Genomic DNA, 20,626 nt, shown 5'->3' on the forward strand with positions numbered 1-20,626 from the left:
GGAGGACTCCGTGCCCGACGAACCGCTCCTCGACATCGGCGAGGTCGCCCGCCGCACCGGGCTCGCGCCCTCGGCACTGCGCTTCTACGAGAGGAAAGGGCTGATCGCTCCCGAGGGCCGCAACGGTCTGCGCCGCACCTACCGCCCGGAGGTCCTGGAGCGCCTCGGCCTCATCACCTGCGCGCGCAGCGCCGGTCTGTCCGTCGCCGAGATCGGACGCTTCCTTGCGGCCCGCCCGTCCGACGGCGACCTGCGGGAACGGATGACCGCCAGGGCCGAGGACCTGGACGAACAGATCGGCCGCCTGACGAGACTGCGGGACAGCCTGCGGCACGCGGCCGTCTGCACCCACGAACCGATCGTCGACTGCCCGGACTTCCGGCGCGCGATCGGCAATGTGGCGCCGCGGGCGCAGACCGGCGGGGACCGGCCGGACGCCGGCCCCCGCCGGAGGCCTGCTCAGCTGTAGGGGATCACCAGGACGGACTTGTCCGTCCCCGTCTGGAGCTTCGATGTGGCGTTGCCGATGGCGCTCCACACCTCCAGGCGCACGGTGCCGCCCCTGAGGTCGGCCAGTGTGCCGGTGGACGCCTTGAGGCCGCGGGCCTGGGTGTACTCCTCCCATCCGGGCACCGGGTCGGTGGCGAAGTATTGGTACGTCTCGGTCCGGTCGAAGCTGCCGTCGCCGGTGAAGTCGTAGCTCACCCGGGCCTGCTGGCCGAGTGCGACCGTGCTTCCCGCATCGACCTGGAGCCGGAAGGCGGTCTGCTCGCCCTGGGTGAGCGTGCCGTTGACGCCGCGCACTTCATAGACCAGGGGCTGGTGCGGGGTCCCGTCGTGGTTGCCGCCGTTCGCGGAGGCGATGGTGTCGCTGCCCGCCGTGCCACTGGTCGACGTGGTCAGTACGCCACCGCTGCGCAGCTGGAAGGTGTTGCCGGTCGGGGGTTCCGGCTCGGGGCCGGGGTCCGTGGAGCCGTCTCCCGTGCCGGTCGCGGTGGAACGGGCCGGGACGGACAGGGTCTTGCCGTCGGAGAAGGTCACGGTGCGGGCGGTCGGCCCGTGGTTGTGGGCCGCGTAGGTCCGGGTCGTGCCCTTGGTGAACACGGCGGAGGTCGGGATGTCACCGGTGACGGTGGCGTCCGGGGCGCCGAGGTCGGCAAGGGTGCCGATCCAGTGGTAGGTGTGCGCCTTGGACTCGCCCTGTTCCGGGGTGTAGCCGGCGTGTCCCGCGTCCCACTTGGACTTGGCCGCGGCCGGATCGGCGAAGGACTCGAACTCCCAGAGGAGATCGCGCCATTCGACGGCGGGACCGCCGTTCTCCCGCTCCATCTCGGCGAGGTTGCGCCGGATCGCGGCCTTCTCGCGGCCGAGGTGAAGCGAACCGCCGGTCACCGGCAGGACGTTGATGCCGTGGATCTCCTCGGGGTTGGCGGTCCACCAGGTGGCGTAGGCGGCGCCGCTGCCCCAGACCATGCCTGCCGTGTCGTGGCCGAAGGAGGACGGGAAGACCTGCTCGTCGGCGTCGAACCAGTACTGGGCGATCGACTCCGACTCGGTGGTCAGCAGGAAGGTGCCGAGATCGCGCAGCGAGCTGTCGCCGGTCGCCGAGCCCCACAGGACGAGGGCGGCGCTGAGGTTGGTCGACTCGGAGGAGGACTCCTGGTTGTTGCCGGCGGCGAAGCCCTGGTGCCCGGAGGCCCAGCTGTGGCCCGCGTAGACGTCGAAGCCGCGCAGGAACGGGAACGCGCTGTCGGTGCGGCTCGGGTTGGCGGTGTCCCGTACGAGGGTCTTGACCATGCCGCCCCAGGCCGAGTCGGCGGCCCACGCCTGGTCGTACTGGGCGACGATCGCCGCGGCGTAGACGTAGTAGCCGTAGTGGAAGTGATGGTCGTTGAGCTCGGTGTCGCTGCCGTAGGAGGCGGGATAGCCGGTGAGCGTCTTCCAGTCCTTGTCGTAGCTGAACTCGTTCGCGCCGCCCGCCGTGAACCACTCTTGGAGCTTGCCCTTGATCAGGCCGAGCAGCCGGTCGCGGATGCCGGTCTCACCGATCTGGTGGGCCACCGGGACGAGCTGGGCGAGGCGGCCGAGCGCCTTGCCCGTCCAGTAGGTGTCGGACGCCCCGGAGAAGGGGTCGGAGGCGTTGACCACGTCGTTCAGATAGCCGCGCAGCCGGGCGGTGTCCACGCCGTCGGACTCGGGCAGCGCGGGCAGGACCGCCGCCGCCTTCTGGCTGGTGGTGAAGGAGGCCGACTCGCGGACCTTCATGGTGCCGCGCGGGGAGACATAGGTGTAGGAGGTGAGGGGGTCCGAGGTGTGCAGCCACTGGTGGCGGTAGAGGGCCTGGATCGTGCCGCGCTCGCTGCCCTCCTTGGCCTCCGTCGTCAGCGCGTAGGTCGCCTTGACGGTTCCCCCGGTATAGCTCCAGGTCACCTTGGAGCCGGTGACGAAGCTGAAGGCGTACTTCTTGAACGTCGCCAGCGCGCCGGTGGACGGCAGCACGGCGACGGAGAAGTAGTCCTTGCCGCCGAGCCCCGCGGTGACGGTGGAGCCGGAGACGTTCCAGTCGCTGCCGGTCGGGGCGAAGAGGGCGTAGTGGTGTCCGGCAACGGTGATGCCGAGGACATTGCCCTCGTCGGCGAAGACCGTGGGCGCGCCGGCGGTGGTGATCTGGGCGTTGCCGCCGGAGCCCTGGGCGTATACGAACGGCGAGCCGTGACCGATGGTGGTGCGCAGGGTCCGGGTGCCGTCCGACCAGTAGGGGGTGACCGTCCAGTCGGACCAGTCGTCGGCCTTGGTGTCGGGGGAGTTGAGGCCCGTCAGCCCGATGGTGAGGTCGCGCTTGTGGGCGTACTCGTACTGGCGGCCCTCGCCGGTGATCGTGGAGGTCGTGGGATAGCCGACGTCGAGGCCGGCGGCCGTGGCCTGGTAGGTGAGGGGGTGGCCGTACATGGGGGTCGAGTACGGGTTGTCGCCGTAGCGCTGGAAGGCGAGGGAGGACCACCAGTCGTTGGTCGGCACGGGCCGGTCCTTGGCGGCGGCGGTCACCTTGGGCTTGACCGGCGTTCCCGTGTTGGTCGTGGGACCCGATGTGCCGGGAGGCCGGGTGTCGGAGTAACTGCCGGAGCCTACGGGCACGGTGGCGGCGGCCGCAGGCGCGGCGGCCGGGCCCAGGCCGACGGCGGCTAGGGCCGAGGCCAGCAGGAGTACGGCTGCCGGCCGGGTGCGTGGGGATGGCATACGTCACCTCAAGTCGTGACGGAAAGAGGGGAGTTGAGTATTTGAGAGCGCTCTCAGATGGTCGGAACGTAAAGCCCATGTAATTCGTGTGTCAATAGTTTGAACACGGATGGACGGTAGGGGAGTTGTCTGTCGTCAGGTCTTGGAGCATCACCTGGGCGGTGGAAGCGGACCATCCAGGTGCTCTCGCACCGGCTGCGCGCGACGGCTGCTCGGTCGGCCGTGCGGCGGGCCCGGGCATGGCACGTCCGCCGGTCGATCTCCCGATATCGTGTGTGGCGCAGATCACCACAAGCGAGTTGGGGGCGGCATGGGACTGGCGAACGAGAAGATCATCTCCAAGGTCGAGGACCTGTTGCAGGGCAACATCGTCATTCCCTCCATCCAGCGGGACTTCGTATGGATGAGGCGCGATGTGCGCGATCTTTTCGACTCGCTCTACCGCGGCTACCCGGTCGGCGCTCTGCTGCTGTGGAAGACGGGGCTGACCGTGCCTTTCAAGACAGCTGCAGTCGTGCAGACCCGCAAGTCGTTGCACCAGCCTCTCTACCTGCTGGACGGACAGCAGTGGTTGTCTTCCCTCGCATGGGTGTACAAGCCGGAATCGAAGGCGGACGGCCGGCTCATCGACCTGCGCTTCGATGTGCGCACCGAGGAGTTCGTCAACCCGAGCGCCGTTCAGGGGAAGGATCCGCTGCTGATCCCTGTGACGCTGTTGCAGGAGAACGCGCAGTTCTACCAGATTCTGCGCAAGGCGGGCGTGTCCATCGACGACCCTCAGTTCGACACATGGGTTCAGCGGCTGCAGAGGGTGAACAACATCCGGCAGCATCAGATCGCTGTCATCACCTACGAGTCGGACGACTACGAGGAGGTCGCCGAGCTGTTCGCCCGGCTGAACAAGGGCGGGCGACGGCTTTCCAAGGGTGATCTCGTCTACAGCGCCATCGCGGCCCGCTGGTCCGATGGGCTGGACACGATGGACGCCTTCCACCAGGAGTTGCAGGACAGCAACTTCGCATTGAACCGGGAAGCCGTACTACGCCTGATGAGCCTCCTCGCGGGGACCGGCGCCCACCACATCAAGCTCATCGGGGCGGACGTGGACGAGCAGGCACTGAAGGAGGCATGGCAGGCCACCGAGAGGGCTCTGCGCTTCGCCATCGACTTCCTGAAGGGCGAGTGCTCGATCCCTCGGTCCGCCGTCCTCTCCTCGCCCAACGTCACGCTCGTCCCTGCCCTCCTGCTGTACCACAGGGACGGCAAGCTCCGTCCGGGGGAGGCGCAGCTGCTGCGTCGCTGGGTGTATACGGCCATGGCCTTCAGCCATTACTCCCTCCAGGTCGAGGGAAAGCTCGACGCCGAGGCCAGGTTGATCAAAACCCGTGAGGGAGAAGATCTCTTCGCCGAGCTCATCCGCCGGGCCTCCGGGACCCGGTCCCTGGACAGTCCGCTGCATCCGAGGGACCTGGAGCAGAAGTACTCCACTCACCCCTTCTTCAAGTTGCTCTACATCGCCGCTCTGCGGGCCAGGGCGCGGGACTGGGCAACCAACATCGCCATCAGCGACCAGCCGATGAGCAGTGGCGCCAAGATCGAGTTCCACCATGTCTTCCCACGCGCCCGCGTCCAGGGTGCGTACGCGAAGGAGGAGTGGAACAGCCTCGCCAACCTGGCCTTCGTCACCGGTCAGACCAACAAGATGATCTCCTCCAGGCTGCCCGACCAGTACATGGCGGAGATCGCTCCGGAGCGGCTGACCGAACAGTGGATCCCCGCCGATCCCGAGTTGCGCTCCCTCGACCGGTTCCCCGACTTCCTGGCCGCCCGCAGAGGCTTGCTGGCCAATGTGCTCAACGATTTCCTGGGCCTGCCCTCCTACGACGGGCACGCCTCGCACCGGGACACCGACGAGTTGCCTGCCGACGAGGAGCTGATCGCGGAGGAACCCTCCGCGCCGAAACTCATCGGCGCGGAGATCCAGAAGCTACGTACCGAGCGAGGCATCGAGATCCACGCGGACTACCAGGACCGGCGTATCGACGCCTACTACGACCCGGTGTCCCGTGCCGTGACGATTCCTTCCGGCTCCGGCCGCGGCACGTACGAGACTCCGAGCGGGGCGGCGGTCGCCGTGGTGCACAGCCTCAACCCGGAGGTGAACCCCCATCGCAACGGGTGGTCGTCCTGGACGGTCACGGCTACGGGGGAACTGCTGCAGAGCATTCGGTAGCGCAGCCTCATGGCGCGCGTACCCCGGCTGGTCAGATGCCGGCGCCCCGTCAGCTCGAGGCCGCCGCACCGTACCCTTTGGCCATGGCCGATTGCTACGAACTCCAGCTCGCCCTCAACTTGCCGGACTCTCTCCCGCCTTGTGATCTCGCCCTGCTGCGATGGCACTTGGGGGAGGAGTCCGAGGGCGGGCAGGGCGACGGCTACGCGTACGAGTACCCACTCCTGGCAGGCCGAGGACCGGCGTGGCGCATCGGCGGAGTTCTGCTGGGGGAGCTATGCGCCCACGAGAGGGGATGGGCGCTGACCGTACGTCAGGAGGCACATCCAGACGAATTCGACGGTCTGCGGAGACTGGTGCTGTGGCTGGGCGATGTACCCGATGTGCTGGTCGCACGGGACGGAGCGGTCATCCGGGAGGTTCTGCACGCGGACAGGGTGGTTGACTCGGCGAATGAGGTGATCTCGGATCCGCCGGTCTGAACCGATCCCAGGGGGACCGCCGGCGAAGCCGAATTCATCCCTGCAGCCGTCCGCGAACGGTTTCTGCCACCTCCTCGAGCCATCGCCTGATGCCGACACCTTGGGGGGGATAGACATCCATGCCCAGAGCCGAAGCGGCTTGCCAAAGGTCTTCATCCGTGGCAGCCATGGAGAGGAAGTCCGCGATGTCCTGCAACAGTTGGCTCAGATCAGCCGCCGATGCCCCGGACAAATAATCCTCGACGGCCTCGCTGTAGGACGTGTACACAGCGGAGAAGTCCTGATGGAAATGCCCGCCGAGGAACTGGCTGAGTTCGGGAAAACGCTCTCTGCACTCCCATCTGTTCTCCGGGATGCTCCGACTGGGCGGCATGGGATCGCGCATGTTCCGGACCAGGTGCTCGCGGATGATGCGGAAGCATTCCTCGACGCTGCGCCCGGAACGAGGTTCGATCTTGGGGAACAGTTCGATGTCGTCCGCGATCTCGGGAGAAAAGAGACCGGTTCGAAGGAGGTCATCGATCTGGTCCACGGCAGTGGCCGCCCGCTGCGGGTCCCTCGAAACGATTCTGAGGTACGCGGACAGTGCCGGACCGGGAGTCTCGGGAGTGTCGTCGAAGGTGAAGTCGTGCGCTGCATACGCCGACAAGAGATCCTGAATCTCGTAGAAACGAAAGCCTGGGCTCCGTTGGTCTGTCATAGGGATACTCCGTCTGGTTCGAATCAGGGGACAGGGTACGAGGTCAGTATTCGAAATCCTGCTGGAGCCGTCACGTCCCGTTTCAGCACCACCTTGATCGACTTTACCTCCGTCGGCGGTAAGCCGTGAGTGAAGTCTGAGCGCGTAAGGCGAAGCCCTGTTGTGTCTCTGAACGTTGCCTCAAAGTCAAGTGTTGCCTTGTTGCTCCGCAACCATCTGTCTATCTTCCTTTGGTTACGCAGCAGGGCTTCATCAGCGAACCGTTGCGCGTCGGCTTCGCTGAGAAAGCGCGAGTCGGCATCAAGCGTACGATCCTGACGCAGGCGACGGCGCATGTCCCGAGTCGTCTTCTCGACATGCCGCTCAAGAGTGTGTGACCCGTTCTTGCCCTCATCCCCCTTCACGTCGGCACGGTGCCTGGGTTTGACCGGCCCTTTGCGCTTGCTGCGCGGCCAGGCGTGCTGAGTCGGAGTGGCCGGTGTCCCGGAGGCGTCCCCGATGCCACCGCTCGCCCCCACAGCCATGAGCACAAGGCCGGCAGTACCGAGGAGCGCGGCGTTGGCAGCGGCACCAGCTGTGAGTGAACCGACCGTACCCACACCGGCGAGAGCGGCAACTCCCGGAGGGAACAGCGCAAGAAGCGACGACAGTACGAGGGCGAAGCCGAGGTGGACCAGAAAGGTGTCGAGCGCGTCGAGCAGGTGGAGCGTGGTGATGCTGTTTCCGGTGGGCCCGGTGTCACCGAGCCCACGAAAGAGCAGAAACGTGCCCACGGTGCCGGACCCCAGTGCGATGCTGAGCCGGAAGCGGTGGGCGGCAAGCGGCTCCGCGTAGAGCTGGGCCGATGCGGCACGCCATGCGCGCAGCAGTACAGCCGACTGCCAGGCGATCCACAGGAGCGCGGCTGTTCCGAAGCCCAGGAGGATCCACGGACCCGAACCCGTGCTGAAGAACTCTTGCAGACGGGCCGTGGAAGTGAAGGAACCGACGCCGAGGAACAACAGCGCAGGCAAGCTGAGAAGGCACGGAATGAGCAGCAGCCACATGCGACGGCCGTTGCGCGCACGGACGGCCCCGACCCGGGCACGTAAGGTTTCGAGGTGCCAGGCACTGCGGCGGTCGGAGGCATCCATCTGGGCTGCGATACGGGAGACCGCTTCCCGGAGTTGCTCGGTCTCGAGCGACGGCGACGAAGCCGTGGCGTACAGCAGAGAGCGGCGCAGCCTGACGTAGCGCAAGGCGATCAGGAGGCTCCACGGAAAGCGCCAGGCGGCATACCGCAGCAGAGCGCCGAAAGCATCGCCGTCGGCCCGTTCCGCGGCGAGCAGCACCTCGGGTACGGCACGCTTTCCGTGGTGCAGTTGACGAAGGTCGACTGGTATAGCCACGGCCAGACACACAAGGGGTGCTGCCCATGCGTGGTCGTTCAGTGCCTCCAGCCAGTGTCTCGCCTCTCCGCCGCGGTGCTGTGCGACGTAGTTGTTGACCGTGTGGTGCAGGCAAGCCGCCAGAAACGGCAGCACTGCAAGCAGGCGTCTCCACCCGCGCATACGCCAGAACCAGCCGACGCCCAGGCCGGCGACCGCGGTCCATACAAGGTGCGTGAATGTCTCGGCCGTTGGGGGCCCGCTCATGGCCGTCTGCGCCACCGGCGCCGGAAGCCAGGCGGTCAACACCTGTCCGGGACCGGGCACATACGGCGGGAAGAGGCTGTCGGGGATGATCCATCCGCCGCCCCGCCTGATCGCCCGGTCGGCGTCGAGGCCGAATCGAAGCACCGCCTCGAGCAGCCCGAACCCCGCACCCACGGCAGCGCCCAGCACCACGAAGTCGGTGAGCCCCCACTGCCGTCGCACCTTCAGGCTCAGCCCGGCCAGCACCAGCGGCGTGACCTTGACCAGTTCCTCGACCCACGGCGCCACGGTGTAGCTGGTCGTGTTCACCACCTTCACCAAGGACGCCCCGGTCTGCTCCGCGTAGAGCCGCGTGTACGCCAGCTCCAGCAGCGCCGCAGTCACACCGCAGCCGTACACGCCCACGGCGATCGCCAGCAGCACGGTCGACAGCCGCACGGAACGCGCCGGCCACGAGACGGCGAACAACTGCAGCATGCCCCAGACGGCCGCAGCCGCCATCACCAGCACCATGCCCCCGCCTCCCCGTTCATGAGTGCAAAGCAACGCTAGAGCGCTGACGCGAGGCCAGCAAGGGGGATTGAGGTGACGGCTCCGTCACTGATTACGGATCGTGAAGGAAGGTCCGCGTGCCGAGCGCTGACCGGCCACCCGATGGCCGGGCCTCACACGCCCGCTTCCACCAGGAACGTGCTCGGCGCGCCGCTCCAGGAGACGTACAGACTGTCGCGAGCCCTCGTACAGGCGACGAACAGCAGACAGCGTTCCGACGTCATGTCCGTCTCATGCTGCTTGGCGTCCACCTCGGGCGGCGTGACCGCCTTCCGGAACGGGAGCGCATCGTCGCTGACGCCGATGACCGCGACACAGCGGAACTCCAGCCCCTTGAATGAGTGCATGGTCCCGACCCGCACGGTCGTCGCCTCCCCGGCGCCGCCCGTGTCCGCGGCCCGCAACGTGGCGGCCGGAATACCGGCGTCCCTCAGACGCCCGATCGCCTTCGCGCACATCTTGTTGAAGCGGGCGCTGACCCCGATCTCCCCGGCGCCGACGCCCGTGTCCAGCCACGCCCGTACCTGGCCGACGAGCGCGTCCAGTTCGGCCTCCTCCGTCGCGGCCGCGTGCACCACCGGCCCGTCGCCGTGCAGGGCGGAGCGGTAGCCGAGCAGTGTGTCGTTGCGGTTCTCGTCCTCCAGCTCGGCGATCGGCCGGCCCACCAGCAGCGCCGTCGACCAGCGCAGGATCTCCTGTGTGCTGCGATAGTTCTTGCGCAGCTTCACCGACCGCCCGGCCACCTTGATGCCGAGCGACTTCAGCGACACCTTCGAGTCGTAGATGCGCTGATGCGGGTCACCCGCGATGAACAGATCGTCCGGCCGCTCGGGAACGGCCGCCCGCAGCAGACGCCACTGGACCGGGTGCAGGTCCTGCGCCTCGTCCACCACGACATGCCGGTACCGCGGCCCCTTCTCCTCCAGCAGCCGCGCCGCCTCCGCGCAGGTCTGCAGCCAGGTACGGCGTCCGTCCGCCGACAGATCGGCCGTGAACCGCTGCACCGTCTCCCACACCAGCGGCCGTTCCCCGGCCGCCAGCCGGCTCCCGCGGCCACGCCGGTCCGCGGCTTCGTACTCGGCCAGGGTCTGGATGTTCTGCGCCAGGATCACATGCCGGTACTCCTGAGCGAGGAACTGCGCACTGCCGCTGAAGCCCGTGGCCTTGGCGGCCTTGCCCCAGCGGCTCTCCTCCTCGTTGTACACCAGGGGCCGCAGCGCCACCCCTCCCGGCGCCTCGGCGACGATGCGGCTGGCGAACCCGTCCACGGTCGAGATGTCGACACGATCGCGCAGCTCCGGGTCCTCCACCAGCGACTCCAGGCCCGCGCGCAGCGCGTTGACGAGCGCGTTGGTGTACGTCGTCAGCAGGATGCGGTCACCGTCGCGCAGATGCCCCAGCAGATGCTTGACCCGGTGCAGCGCCACCACGGTCTTGCCGGTGCCGGGCCCGCCCGTGACCTGCGCGGGCCCCGAGTACGACGCCCGGTAGGCCACCTTCCTCTGGGAGGGATGCAGAAACACCCGCCAGGCGGCGAAGGGCTTCTCGAGGATGTCCCGCAGCTCCTCGGACGCAGTGACCAGCGCGATACGCGCCTGGCTGTGCCGGATCGCCGTCTCGTAGTCCTGGGTGTCCACGGGCTGCGACGACGCCTGCAGGGCGGGCGCCACGACGTCCTGCCAGACCTCCTCGACCGTGCACCCAGCCGCGAGATACTGCAGCACCTCGCGCTGGTCCTGCGGCAGCAGCGGCGCGAACACCTCCAGCTGCTCCTGGTCCACCAGCGACCGGGCCTGCCGCAGTGTCTCGTCGTCGATGCCGAGAGCCTTCAGATCCCCGTCGGAGAACTTCTCGAACAGCCGCTGCTTGGGCGAGGCCTCGGCCACCCGCTCGTATGCCGGTGTGAGCTCCTCCAGCGTCGCCGCGTCCCGGATCTCGACGGTGCGCGTCACCTCGTTGATGCTGGACTTCTGCTTCTTCGCCCAGGCGATGGCCTTGTCGTGCGGCAGCACCCGCAGCAGCACGAACGTGTCACCGGAGGGCGGCGCGAGGACGACCCCGCGCCAGAACTGGTCGATCCGGATGGTCCGTATCTGCTTGTCCTTCGCGTTCGTCAGGCTCTCCAGTTTCAGCCCGGGGTCCTTGAAGAGCTGATCGAGGGTGAGCCGCTCGAACTTCTCCCAGGCGTCGAGTACACCCTTGCGAACGGGGGGCTGGAGCTTGGGCAGTTCGGCGAAGAAACCGATGTCGAAGGCAAGCTGCGGCATGCCTCGATCCTAGTGTCCGTGCGGGCCGCGGCGTGGGGGAAAGGCCAGCTCAGGCGGAGGAGCCGGGGGTGCCGTCGCCGTCGAGATCAAGCCGGATGACGGCCAGGGTCTCGGCGACCTCCGCGGTCAGTTCGTCGTCCGGGCCGAACACCACGCACAGGTCCGCGTGCAGCGGCTCCATGATGCCGAAGGCATCCGCGGCCCGCCCCTGCGCGAGCAGCAGCATGCCGATGTCCTGGCGCAGCTCCACCGCGGTCTCGCTCACATCCCCGTCGACGGCGCGGACGGCCTCCAGGACGTCGTGCAGCCCGGCCAGCGCCTCTGTCACCTGACCGAGTTCACCGCGGCAACGCGCCGCCTGGGCACGGCAGTCCAGGGCTTCCTCACTGCTCGGCCCGCTCACCCGCGCATACGCGTCGGCGAGTGCCTCGAACTCGGGCAACGCGGCCCGGTGATCGCCCGCCAGCTGACGGCTCACCGCCCGCCGCGTGCGCAACCGCAGGACCGCCTTGTTCTCCGAGCCGAGGGCACGCGCGGCCGGCTCGATCATCTCGCCCACCACCTCGGCGGCCTGCGCGTACCGCTCCTCCTCCATCAGGGCCACATAGTGAGCGTGGACCTCGCGGATCTGCTCCCGCAGCGCCTCCCGCTCGGCCGCCGGGACAGCGGGCGGCGCTTCGCGGCCGACGGCGTGTGCGTCCGGCGCCGCACCGTCGGCCGCACCGGAGCGAGCGCGGGGCGCATAGGGACGTCGGAAGATCCCGGTCGGATCAGGGGCACCTGCCGGCCCCGCCTCCCCCGGCGACGTCTCCGCACCAGGCAGCGGCAGGAAGGGCCGCAGCCGCTCGTACACCTCCTGCACATCCACCGGACGCGCCTCGGGCGCCTTGCGCAGCAGATGCAGGACCAGCTCCTCCAGAGCCTCCGGTACGTCCGCACGCAGCCGCCTCAGCGGGGTCGGGCCCGCGTTGACGTGCTGCATCATCAGCTGCCACTCACTGTCTCCGCTGAACAACGGCCGCCCGCAGAGCAGTTCGTGCAGCACGCATCCCAGCGCATACAGATCGGTGCGCGGCGTGACGCGCCCGCCGCGCACCTGTTCCGGCGCCATGTACTGGTGCGTCCCGAGCGGAGTGCCGGTCGCGGTCAGCTTGGTGACATCCGTGCGCAGGATCGCCGCGATACCGAAGTCCAGCACCTTCACGGTGCCGTCCCGCGCCACCAGGATGTTGCCCGGCTTGAGGTCACGGTGCACGACCGGTACGTCGTGCGCGTACGACAACACGGTCGCCACCTGCGCCGCCACCGCCACCGCCCAGCTCACGGGGAGCGGTGGCCCGTCCGGGCGGACGTAGGCGGTCAGCGGCACGCCGTCGACCAGCTCCATCACCAGGAACAGCTGCTCGTACGACTCGTCCAGCACCGCGTCGTACACCTGTGGCACACCGGGATGCTGGATCCGCGCGGTGATCCGCGCCTCCCGGCGGAACCGCTTCTCCAGCTCCTGCGCCAGATGCGGCGAGGTCGCGGCCTCCGGGCGGATCAGCTTCACGGCCACGGGCCGGTCCAGCACGACGTCGTAGCCGCGCCACACGTCCCCCATGCCGCCGTGACCGAACTGCTCCAGCAGTTCATAGCGTCCCGCGATCCGTCGTACGTCCGGCACGTTCCGCTCCCGCCCCCGTTGAGTGTCCGAAGGTGTTCGGTGTGGTCCGGGGTCAGTCTCGCGGGTGGGGGTGGATCAGGCAAAGCGGGGACGCGCGTACTCCGCCCAGACGGTCTTGCCGGGCCCGCCCCCGGCGCGGGGCGAGCAGCCCCACCGGTCGGCCAGCGCCTCGACCAGCAGCAGCCCGCGTCCGCCGGCGCCGTCCTCCGGAGCGGTGACGGGAAGCCGGGGAAGCCGATCTCCGCGCGTGTCGGTGACCTCGACACGTACGGTGCCGGAGTCCGGGTCCGTGGTGAGGGGGAGATGGAAGTCGCGGCCGGCGACATGCCCGTGCCGTACGGCGTTGCTGCACAGTTCCGAAGCGATGAGCATGAGGACGTCATGAGCGTCGCTGCCGTACGGGACTCCCCAGGCATCGAGGCGGTGCCCGCACAGACGCCGGGCGAGACGGGCACCGCGCGGGGTGGAGCTGAAGCGCATCGCGAACTGGTGCACCGTGAGGGGTGATTGTGCTGCGGTCATGCACTCACGGTGGCGCTCTGTGGCCTAGCGTGACCAGTGGTGACGCGCCGCTTGCGGACCTTCGTACGGGGTGGGCGCGGGCGCTGTACGGAGCGGTACGAGGGGAGAGCGGCACAGCGGTGACCGAGGTGCGGGACGAGGAGACGGTACGGCAGCAGCGGCGTCCCGGGGACGAGCCGGGAACCGGCGTGGTGACGGCGTTCGGACGTCAGCTGAAGCTGGTGCGGATGCGGGCCGGGCTGGATCGGCCGGAGTTCGGCAAGCGGGTCGGGTACTCGGCGGACAGCATCGCGTCGTTCGAGCAGGGGAGGAGGATCCCGCCGGCCTCCCTCATCGACAAAGCGGACGAGGTGTTAGTACTCCAGTGCGGTTTCGTGATCTATCCAGTCGGTTCGTCTCCGGAGCGTCGTCGGTAGTGGCTGCGGCGGGCTGTCGCCTGGTGTTTTCGCCGCCAGTCGGACCAGTGCAGCAGCTTGGCCGCTGACAGGACTGGTGGGTTGAAGACGGCGGCAAGTAGGTGTCGGATCTCCGGGACGGTCAGCTTGAGCGGGGGGCGACCGCTGGTGAGATGGGCCGACTGTGCGGGTCGCTCGGGTGTCGAGCTGGCGGCGATGGCGGTCAGGAAGGCCAGGGCGAGCATGGCGAGGGTGATGTGCCGGTGCCAGGAGGTCCAGTTGCGGACCTGGTAGTGGTCGAGTCCGACCTGGCCCTTGGCGGCCTGGAAGCACTCCTCGACGCTCCAGCGGACACCGGCGACGCGGACCAGCTCCGCAAGGGTGACCGTGGTGGGTGACCAGCACAGGTAGAAGGCGAGTTCGCCGGTGGTGCGATTGCGGCGGACCAGCAGGTGGCGGTGGTTGTCGCTGCCGATGTGGATCCAGGCCCAGTCGTAGTAGCGCGGGCCTTTCGCACCGGCTCCGGCGCTGTGCCGCTGCCAGGCGGTGGTGGGCAGGCGTGCGGCGAGGGTGTCCGCGCGCATGGTGGTGCGGCCGTGGTTGATCCGTACCCGGGTGGAGCAGGCGACGGCCATCACGTAGCCGGTGCCGCGCGCTTCCAGGGAGGCACGAAGCTGCGGGTCCTGCCCGTAGGCTTCGTCGCCGGTCACCCACTGTGCCTCCACCCCGGCGTCCAGCGCGGCGGCGATCATCTCCCAGGCGAGTCGGGGCTTGGTCGCGAACTGCACCGTCTCGGGTATCCCGGCCGCCTGGCGGCGCCCGGGATCGGAGCACCAGGACTGTTCGGGCAGGTAGAGCCGCCGGTCGATCAGTGCCCGTCCCCGGCTGGTGGCGAAAGCGAGGAAGACGCCGACCTGGGAGTTCTCGATGCGCCCGGCGGTGCCGGTGTACTGGCGCTGCACGCCCGCCGAGGCCCGGCCCTTCTTCACGAAGCCGGTCTCGTCCACGATCAGCACTGCGCCCTCGGCGCCGAGGTGTTCGACGGCGTAGGCGCGGACGTCGTCGCGGACGGTGTCGGCGTCCCAGCGGGCACAGCGCAGCAGCCGCTGCATCGGACCCGGCCGCGCATATCCTGCCTGTTCGGCCAGCTGCCAGCAGTTCTTCCGCTCGGCACGCGACAGCAGTCCGAGCAGGTAGGCGCGGGCGGCAGCCCGGGGTTCAACTCGGCTGAACCGGCCCGCGATCCGGGCCATGACCTGCTCGAACATCGCCAGCCATCGGGCGCCGTCTATGCTGTGACCCGCGGCCACCGCAAGATCGTCATGAGTCCACACAACCCCTGATGATCACGCGGTGGCCGTTCCAGTTCTCACGTGAGTCCGATCCAAGATCACGAAACCGCACTGGAGTATTAGGGGCGGGTGGGGTGCTCAAGGCGTTGAAGGAGGAGGTGGGGAGGGCTCAGTATCCGGCCTACTTCCGGGACGCGGCTCGCCTTGAGGCAAGGGCTACGGCTATCAATCTCTACGCGGTGTACGCGGTACCGGGGCTGTTGCAGACCGAGGACTACGCACGGGCCGTCTTCCAGATGCAGCGCCCTCTGCTGCCTGATGAGGTCATCGAGCAGCGCCTGGAAGCCCGTCTCGCTCGGCAGGAGGTGTTCAGCCGACGTCCCGCGCCGCTGATGAGTTTTGTGATTGAGGAGGCGGTTCTGCGGAGGCCGCTGGGCGGCTGGGAGACCATGCGGGGGACACTGGAACAAATCCTGCTGACGGCCCAGTCGAGGCATGTTGAAGTACAGGTCATGCCGACCGCTCGGGAGGACAACGCTGCGTTGGGAGGTCCCTTCACGCTGATCGACACGGACAAGGGACAGCGCATCGCGTATGCGGAAGTGCAAGACGACAGTCGGCTGTATACCGATGCGACCAAGGTGCGTGAGCTGGAGGCTCGGTATGGCATCCTCCGATCACAGGCCTTGACGCCGAGGGAGTCATCCGCCTTCGTCGAGAAACTGATGGGAGAGTCATGAGCGTTCGCATAGCGCACGCCGTGCCAGAAGCCGCCTGGCGCAAGAGCAGCTACAGCACAGGTGGCGGCGGGGAGTGCCTGGAGTTCGTCGCCGTTCCTGGAGCTGTCCTGGTCAGGGACTCGAAGCGGCCGGACGGAGAGCGACTGGCCGTCGGTGCGGAGGCGTGGACGGACTTCGTGCGGTTGGCTGCCGGGCGCTGAACCGGCGGACGTACGACGAGCGGGGCTCGGTGCGATGCATGCGCACCGAGCCCCGCCTGTGTCAGATGTCGTCCAGTCCTTCCTCCCGGCGGATCATCCGCCAGGCCGCGCGGCGAGCGCTGCGGTCGAGGTTGGACTTGAAGTCCCGGTCGGTACCGAAGTAGCGCTGACCGAGGGTCTCGATCGTGGAGACATGATCCATCATGTTCTCCTCGAACTTCTTGTCGAAGACGATGCCGAAGTTCTCCTCGTCGTTGACGAGGGCGGCGGCCCGGACCTTCGGGTCCTCCTTGGTGGCGTTGAACGCCGGGAGGACATCCTCCTCGGTGAACTCCGTACCGAACTTGGCGTTGAACTTCTCGATCAGCTCGGACAGCAGTGACTTCTCGGAGTCCTTCGCGCCGCCCACCCCGTCGCCGAAGCCCTTGAGCTCGGCAGGCCCCTCAGGGCTGAGGGACACATCGTGCTCGCCGGTCTTCTCGACGCGCAGGTGACTGAGGTCGACCTCGCCTATGTCCACGCCGCCGTCCGCGAGGCGGGGGAGACGGTTGAGCAGGTAACGCCCGTACAGGTACAGCCGCTCCAACTCGGCGTCGTGGTACGGCACGATCTGCGCGAGGAAGCCGTACTTGCGTACGTAGTCGTTGAGATGGGCGCGGAACTCCTCGGCCGTGTCGACGTCATCCTCGTCCTCGCTCTCCAGGAGCGCGGCGAAGCGGGTGACGGCGGGGGAGAGGAGCCGGTACAGCTCGGCGTGCAGCTTCTCCCACTTGGACTGGGAGCCGCCCGCCTTCTCCTGGGCCTCGAAGTACGCGGCGACGAACTCGTCCATGTCCTGCTCCGAGATGACCGGAGCGGACATCACACGGCTCTGGGCGGTGTAGAGGAGATTCGGGTCGGAGGGGAGGGTGTGCGCCTCCTCGAAGTACGGGCGGAAGGCGTCCTGGATGTCCTCGGCCTCGTTGACGAAGTCCAGGACGGCGAGGTCGGCCTGGGACTTGCGATCGGCGGTGCGGTTGAGGCGGGAGAGCGTCTGGACGGCCGCGATGCCGGTGAGCGTCTTGTTCACGTACATCGTGGTCAGGAGCGGCTGGTCGAAACCGGTCTGGTACTTCTCGGCGACGACCAGGATCCGGTACTCCTGCTGCCCCTTGCCGCCGGCCTTTACGGCCTTGTCGTCGGCGCGGGTGTAGGCGAAGGCCTTGGGCAAGGCGCTCTCGGGAAGACCGCCGTTCTCCTTGCTCTCCGTCGTCTCCTCGCCGTCGACGGTCAGGGACCCGGAGAAGGCGACCAGGACTCCGAGGTCCGGGTACTTGGTGTCGTACGCGCGGTCGGCGATGTAGCTCCGGATGGCGCGCGCCATCTGAACGGCGGAGTGCCGGGACGCCGTGACGACCATGGCCTTGGCACGCCCACCGAGCCGGCCGCGGGTGTGGGCGACGAAGTGTTCCACGATCACCTGGGCGTGCTGGGACACCGTGTGCTCGTGCATGAGCGCGAACCGGGCCAGCAGGCTGTTCGCCTTGGAGGGGTCGACCTCCTTCTCGTCGCGGTTGAGATTCGCGAGCTTCCAGTAGGTGTTGTAGGTGACGTAGTTGCGCAGCGGGTCGAGGATGAAGCCTTCCTCGATGGCCTGACGCATGGAGTAGGTGTGGAAGGGGCGGTAAACGGTCTTGCCGTTCTCGACGCCCTCCGTGCCGAAGAGTTCGAGCGTCTTGGCCTTGGGTGTGGCGGTGAAGGCGAAGTAGGAGAGGTTGGTGGCCTGGGAGCGCGCCACCGCCTTCGCCTTCAGCTTTTCGTCCACGGTGACCGTGGTCGCGCCCTCGTCGTCCGAGTCTGCATCCAGGCCGAGGTCGCGCAGGGCCGACCTCACGGCCGTGGCGGCGTCGCCCGACTGGGAGGAGTGCGCCTCGTCGATGATGATCGCGAAGCGGGTGCCCTTGATCTCGGTGGGGTTGCGCTTGATGTAGTCGAGCAGGGCGGGGAACGAGTGCAGCGTGACCGTGACGATCTTGCCGGTGTCACGGGAGAGGGCGCGGGCGAGCTGTTCGCTCTTGGCGCCGTGCTTCTCGTCGACCTTGACGACGAGACCGTCCGTCTGCGAGAAGCTGCCGACCGTTTCGCGGAGCTGGGCGTCCAGGTTGCGCCGGTCGGTGATGACGATGACCTTGTCGAAGACGGGCTCGCCGGGGGTGATGCGGTTGTCAGCGGTGGCCTCGGGGTCGAGCGCACGCGGGTCCGTGTCGGCGTGCAGGTCGCTGAGGCGGTGCGCGAGCCAGCCGATGGTGTTGGACTTGCCGGAGCCGGCGGAGGCCATCACGAGGTAGTTCTGTCCGGCGCCGTGCGTGGCCGCGTGCGCGGTGAGCTTGCGGACCACGTCCCACTGGTGGAAGCGGGGGAAGATCGTGGTCTTGGTGGTGCCGCCGCCGGGCGTCTTGTGCTTCTGCTGGTGCACGAACCGCTGGAGCAGATCGAGCCAGTTGTCCCGCTGCCAGACCTCTTCCCAGAGGTAGGAGGTGGCGTACTTGCCGGGGATGGTGGGTGCCGGGTTCCCGGCTCCGCCGGGCTGGCCGGGGCCGTTGGAGCCGGTGTTGAAGGGCAGGAAGCGGGTGCTCTTGCCGCGCAGTTGGGTGGTGACGAAGACGAGATCCGGGTCGACGGCGAAGTTCGCGATGACGCGACGCGTGAAGATCAATTCGGTCGGATCACGGTCGGTCCGGTACTGCTCCTTGGCCTGCTCGACGCCCTGACCGGTGAGGGGGTTCTTCAACTCGGCCGTGGCGACGGGGATGCCGTTGAGGAACAGGGTCAGGTCGAGGCAGTGGCCCCAGTCGGCCTGTTTGGTGGCGTAGGGGAGTTCCCGGACGACGGTGAGGCGGTTGGCGCGGTAGCCGTCGAGTACGGAGTCGGCGGAGATGAGGTTGGGCTTGAAGTAGGCGACGCGGAGACGGACTCCGCGATCCTTGACGCCGTTGCGGAGGACGTGGAGCAGCCCGTCATCGGCGATGGCCCGGTCGAGGCGCTGGGCGAAGCCTCGCTGAGCCTCGTTGGGGTTGCCGCCGTAGACGGTGAGGAGTTCGTTCCACTCGTCGGGCTGGGTGGCGCCGATGAAGGTGAACAGCTCGTTGGTGTCCAGGCCGAGGTCGGGCCGGTAGTCCTCGGGGCGTGCCTCCCGCCAGCCTCGCTCGCAGAGAGCGGCGACTATGGCCGAACCGAAGGAGGACTCGTCGTGCACGGGGCTCATACGGCTACTCCTTCGGTTACGTTGCGGCCGCTGGCGGTGGATACGTCGAACTGGCCGGTTACGGCGGCGGTGATGAGGGCTTGGCGGCGCTCGGCTACGAGAGACGCAGAGCGTTCGATTGCTTCATGGAGCGGACGCACCTTGCTGATCTCTACCCCGATCTTCTTTTGCTGCTGGCACGGCACCACGGGAATCGGAATGCGTCCGAAGAGATCCCAGTTGCGGAAGTCCACGGCCCGTTCGCGTGTGCTAGTCGCAAAGTTTCCCAGGTACCCTTGAAGTGCTAGAAGACGAAGAAGTCTGCCCAGGAAACGAGCGTCACCGTCGCCTTGCGGAATGCAAACGTGATAGACGGGGCTGCAGTAACCACGCGCCTCAGCTACTCCAATTGCTCCAGCGAACCCATCAAGTCCATGGACAACAACATCGCCAATTTCGACACCCTGTCCCTGCGGTTCTGCGGACGCTGACAGTGTGTATCCTTCTGGCCGCCGGGATGCGCGATCTGTGACCTGACCGTCCCTATAAGCAGTAATGGCTTCCATTTCTGCGGTAACCGGTCTGACTACTTTCGATAGCGTTCGCCGGATCGGGACGACCGGACCCCCCGTCGTCTTGTCGACGAGGCTGCTGGATCCCACGAAGCGGAGGATTTGACTGTCGATACGTTCGTTCATAAGCGCAATGAGTTTGCGCTTTTTGGTGACTAGATTATCTAGGGTATCGATCTCGTTGTCGAGGAAGTCGGCGATGCGGCGCTGCTCCGTCAGTGGAGGAGCAGGGAGCGGGAAGCGCTTGATGTCCCGCTGGAAGAGGTGGGGTACGCCCATGCCGTCCTTGACGGAATTGATGTGACTCTGAATGAAGCTGCTCTGGATGACGTAGCGAAGAAAACGCGGCTCCATGTCAAAGCTTCGAAGTACAGCGATTGAACCGTTTACTGTGGCCGGGCGTGGCAGGTGGTGAATGATGTTCACAATTCCCAGAGTGTTTCCGTCCTTGGCTAGTAGGACGTCGCCGACCTGCAGCTTCAACTCGGGGGACTCGTTGTATCGGAACTCCGAGATGTAATTTACGTTCTGGAAGTCGATCTCCCGGTTCTTGATGTTCGGTGTGGCCAAGAAGGCGTATCCATCTGGTTGGTACTCAGAAGCTGCAAGAGCTTTCCAGCCGATCCTGGCGTTGACAGTCGCGATGCGGTCGAGGCGAGTCGTAGCCCATCCCTCAGGAAGGTTGCGAAGCATGTCGGTCATTCCGTCACGTCCCCCAACAGCCCTTGAATCTCGGCCTCTAGAGCTTTCAGCTCTGCGTCGATCTCCGCCAACGGCCGCGGTGGCTCGTAAGCATAGAAGTGCCGCGTGACTGGGATCTCGTACCCGATCTTCGTCTTGCTGTGGTCGATCCAAGCATCCGGCACGTACGGGTGGACTTCCCGCTTTAGCCTCGATCTTTCGTGAGGGTC

Annotated in this window: 14 protein-coding genes and 2 pseudogenes; 6 read left to right on the forward strand and 10 right to left on the reverse strand. The window is 67.3% G+C overall.

Features of this window, described 5'->3' with window-relative positions:
* Positions 1-10: 10 nt before the first annotated feature.
* Positions 11-469: a MerR family transcriptional regulator gene (locus ABD207_RS19005; protein ID WP_344014300.1), complete on the forward strand. Its 459-nt coding sequence runs from the start codon at positions 11-13 to the stop codon at positions 467-469.
* Here the strand turns inward: ABD207_RS19005 and ABD207_RS19010 are convergent.
* Entirely contained in the window at positions 460-3,237 is a 2,778-nt protein-coding gene (locus ABD207_RS19010; protein ID WP_344014301.1) for a glycosyl hydrolase, read from the reverse strand. The genes ABD207_RS19005 and ABD207_RS19010 overlap by 10 nt on opposite strands.
* Before the next feature lie 310 nt (positions 3,238-3,547).
* Here ABD207_RS19010 and ABD207_RS19015 point away from each other — a divergent pair, with 310 nt between their 5' ends.
* Both ABD207_RS19015 and ABD207_RS19020 read left to right on the forward strand, forming a co-directional pair.
* The gene (locus ABD207_RS19015; RefSeq protein ID WP_344014302.1) at positions 3,548-5,470 is read left to right on the forward strand and encodes a GmrSD restriction endonuclease domain-containing protein; all 1,923 of its coding nucleotides are present in this window, start codon (positions 3,548-3,550) and stop codon (positions 5,468-5,470) included.
* Between the two features lie 83 nt (positions 5,471-5,553).
* Entirely contained in the window at positions 5,554-5,952 is a 399-nt protein-coding gene (locus ABD207_RS19020; protein ID WP_344014303.1) for a hypothetical protein, read from the forward strand.
* Positions 5,953-5,986: 34 nt separating this feature from the next.
* Here the strand turns inward: ABD207_RS19020 and ABD207_RS19025 are convergent, their stop codons facing one another.
* From ABD207_RS19025 to ABD207_RS19045, 5 genes are all read right to left on the reverse strand, one after another.
* Entirely contained in the window at positions 5,987-6,652 is a 666-nt protein-coding gene (locus ABD207_RS19025; protein ID WP_344014304.1) for a contact-dependent growth inhibition system immunity protein, read from the reverse strand.
* Between the two features lie 23 nt (positions 6,653-6,675).
* Positions 6,676-8,799 carry an RNase A-like domain-containing protein gene (locus ABD207_RS19030; RefSeq protein WP_344014305.1) on the reverse strand — a complete coding sequence of 708 codons (2,124 nt, stop codon included), beginning with the start codon at positions 8,797-8,799 and terminating at the stop codon, positions 6,676-6,678.
* A 152-nt stretch (positions 8,800-8,951) separates the two neighbouring features.
* Positions 8,952-11,105, reverse strand: coding sequence for a UvrD-helicase domain-containing protein (locus ABD207_RS19035; RefSeq protein WP_344014306.1), 2,154 nt, complete (start codon positions 11,103-11,105; stop codon positions 8,952-8,954).
* Positions 11,106-11,154: 49 nt separating this feature from the next.
* Entirely contained in the window at positions 11,155-12,771 is a 1,617-nt protein-coding gene (locus tag ABD207_RS19040) for a serine/threonine-protein kinase (RefSeq protein WP_344014307.1), read from the reverse strand.
* A 75-nt stretch (positions 12,772-12,846) separates the two neighbouring features.
* On the reverse strand, positions 12,847-13,293 hold the full coding sequence (locus ABD207_RS19045; protein WP_344014308.1) for an ATP-binding protein: 447 nt from the start codon (positions 13,291-13,293) through the stop codon (positions 12,847-12,849).
* Positions 13,294-13,412: 119 nt separating this feature from the next.
* Here ABD207_RS19045 and ABD207_RS19050 point away from each other — a divergent pair, with 119 nt between their 5' ends.
* Entirely contained in the window at positions 13,413-13,709 is a 297-nt protein-coding gene (locus ABD207_RS19050; protein WP_425580750.1) for a helix-turn-helix domain-containing protein, read from the forward strand.
* A gap of 194 nt (positions 13,710-13,903) precedes the next feature.
* Here the strand turns inward: ABD207_RS19050 and ABD207_RS19055 are convergent.
* A pseudogene (locus tag ABD207_RS19055) lies at positions 13,904-14,956 on the reverse strand (IS701 family transposase); the annotation flags it as partial.
* 140 nt (positions 14,957-15,096) lie between these two features.
* On the opposite strand from ABD207_RS19055, the pseudogene ABD207_RS19060 reads away from it, so the two are divergent.
* Both ABD207_RS19060 and ABD207_RS19065 read left to right on the forward strand, forming a co-directional pair.
* Positions 15,097-15,720 (forward strand): annotated as a pseudogene (locus ABD207_RS19060) (DUF5753 domain-containing protein); the annotation flags it as partial.
* Positions 15,717-15,920 carry a DUF397 domain-containing protein gene (locus tag ABD207_RS19065; RefSeq protein WP_344014309.1) on the forward strand — a complete coding sequence of 68 codons (204 nt, stop codon included), beginning with the start codon at positions 15,717-15,719 and terminating at the stop codon, positions 15,918-15,920. The pseudogene ABD207_RS19060 and the gene ABD207_RS19065, both read left to right, overlap by 4 nt.
* Before the next feature lie 61 nt (positions 15,921-15,981).
* On the opposite strand, the gene ABD207_RS19070 is transcribed toward ABD207_RS19065, so the two are convergent.
* From ABD207_RS19070 to ABD207_RS19080, 3 genes are all read right to left on the reverse strand, one after another.
* Complete coding sequence (locus ABD207_RS19070) at positions 15,982-19,164, reverse strand: type I restriction endonuclease subunit R (protein WP_344014310.1); 3,183 nt, start codon at positions 19,162-19,164, stop codon at positions 15,982-15,984.
* Positions 19,161-20,417: a restriction endonuclease subunit S gene (locus ABD207_RS19075; RefSeq protein WP_344014311.1), complete on the reverse strand. Its 1,257-nt coding sequence runs from the start codon at positions 20,415-20,417 to the stop codon at positions 19,161-19,163. Before ABD207_RS19075 ends, ABD207_RS19070 begins: the two co-directional genes overlap by 4 nt.
* On the reverse strand, positions 20,414-20,626 hold a 213-nt coding region (locus tag ABD207_RS19080), incomplete at its 5' end, for a hypothetical protein (protein ID WP_344014312.1). The genes ABD207_RS19075 and ABD207_RS19080, both read right to left, overlap by 4 nt.

The organism is Streptomyces thermospinosisporus (assembly GCF_039526425.1).
In the GTDB taxonomy this organism is placed as follows: domain Bacteria; phylum Actinomycetota; class Actinomycetes; order Streptomycetales; family Streptomycetaceae; genus Streptomyces; species Streptomyces thermocarboxydovorans.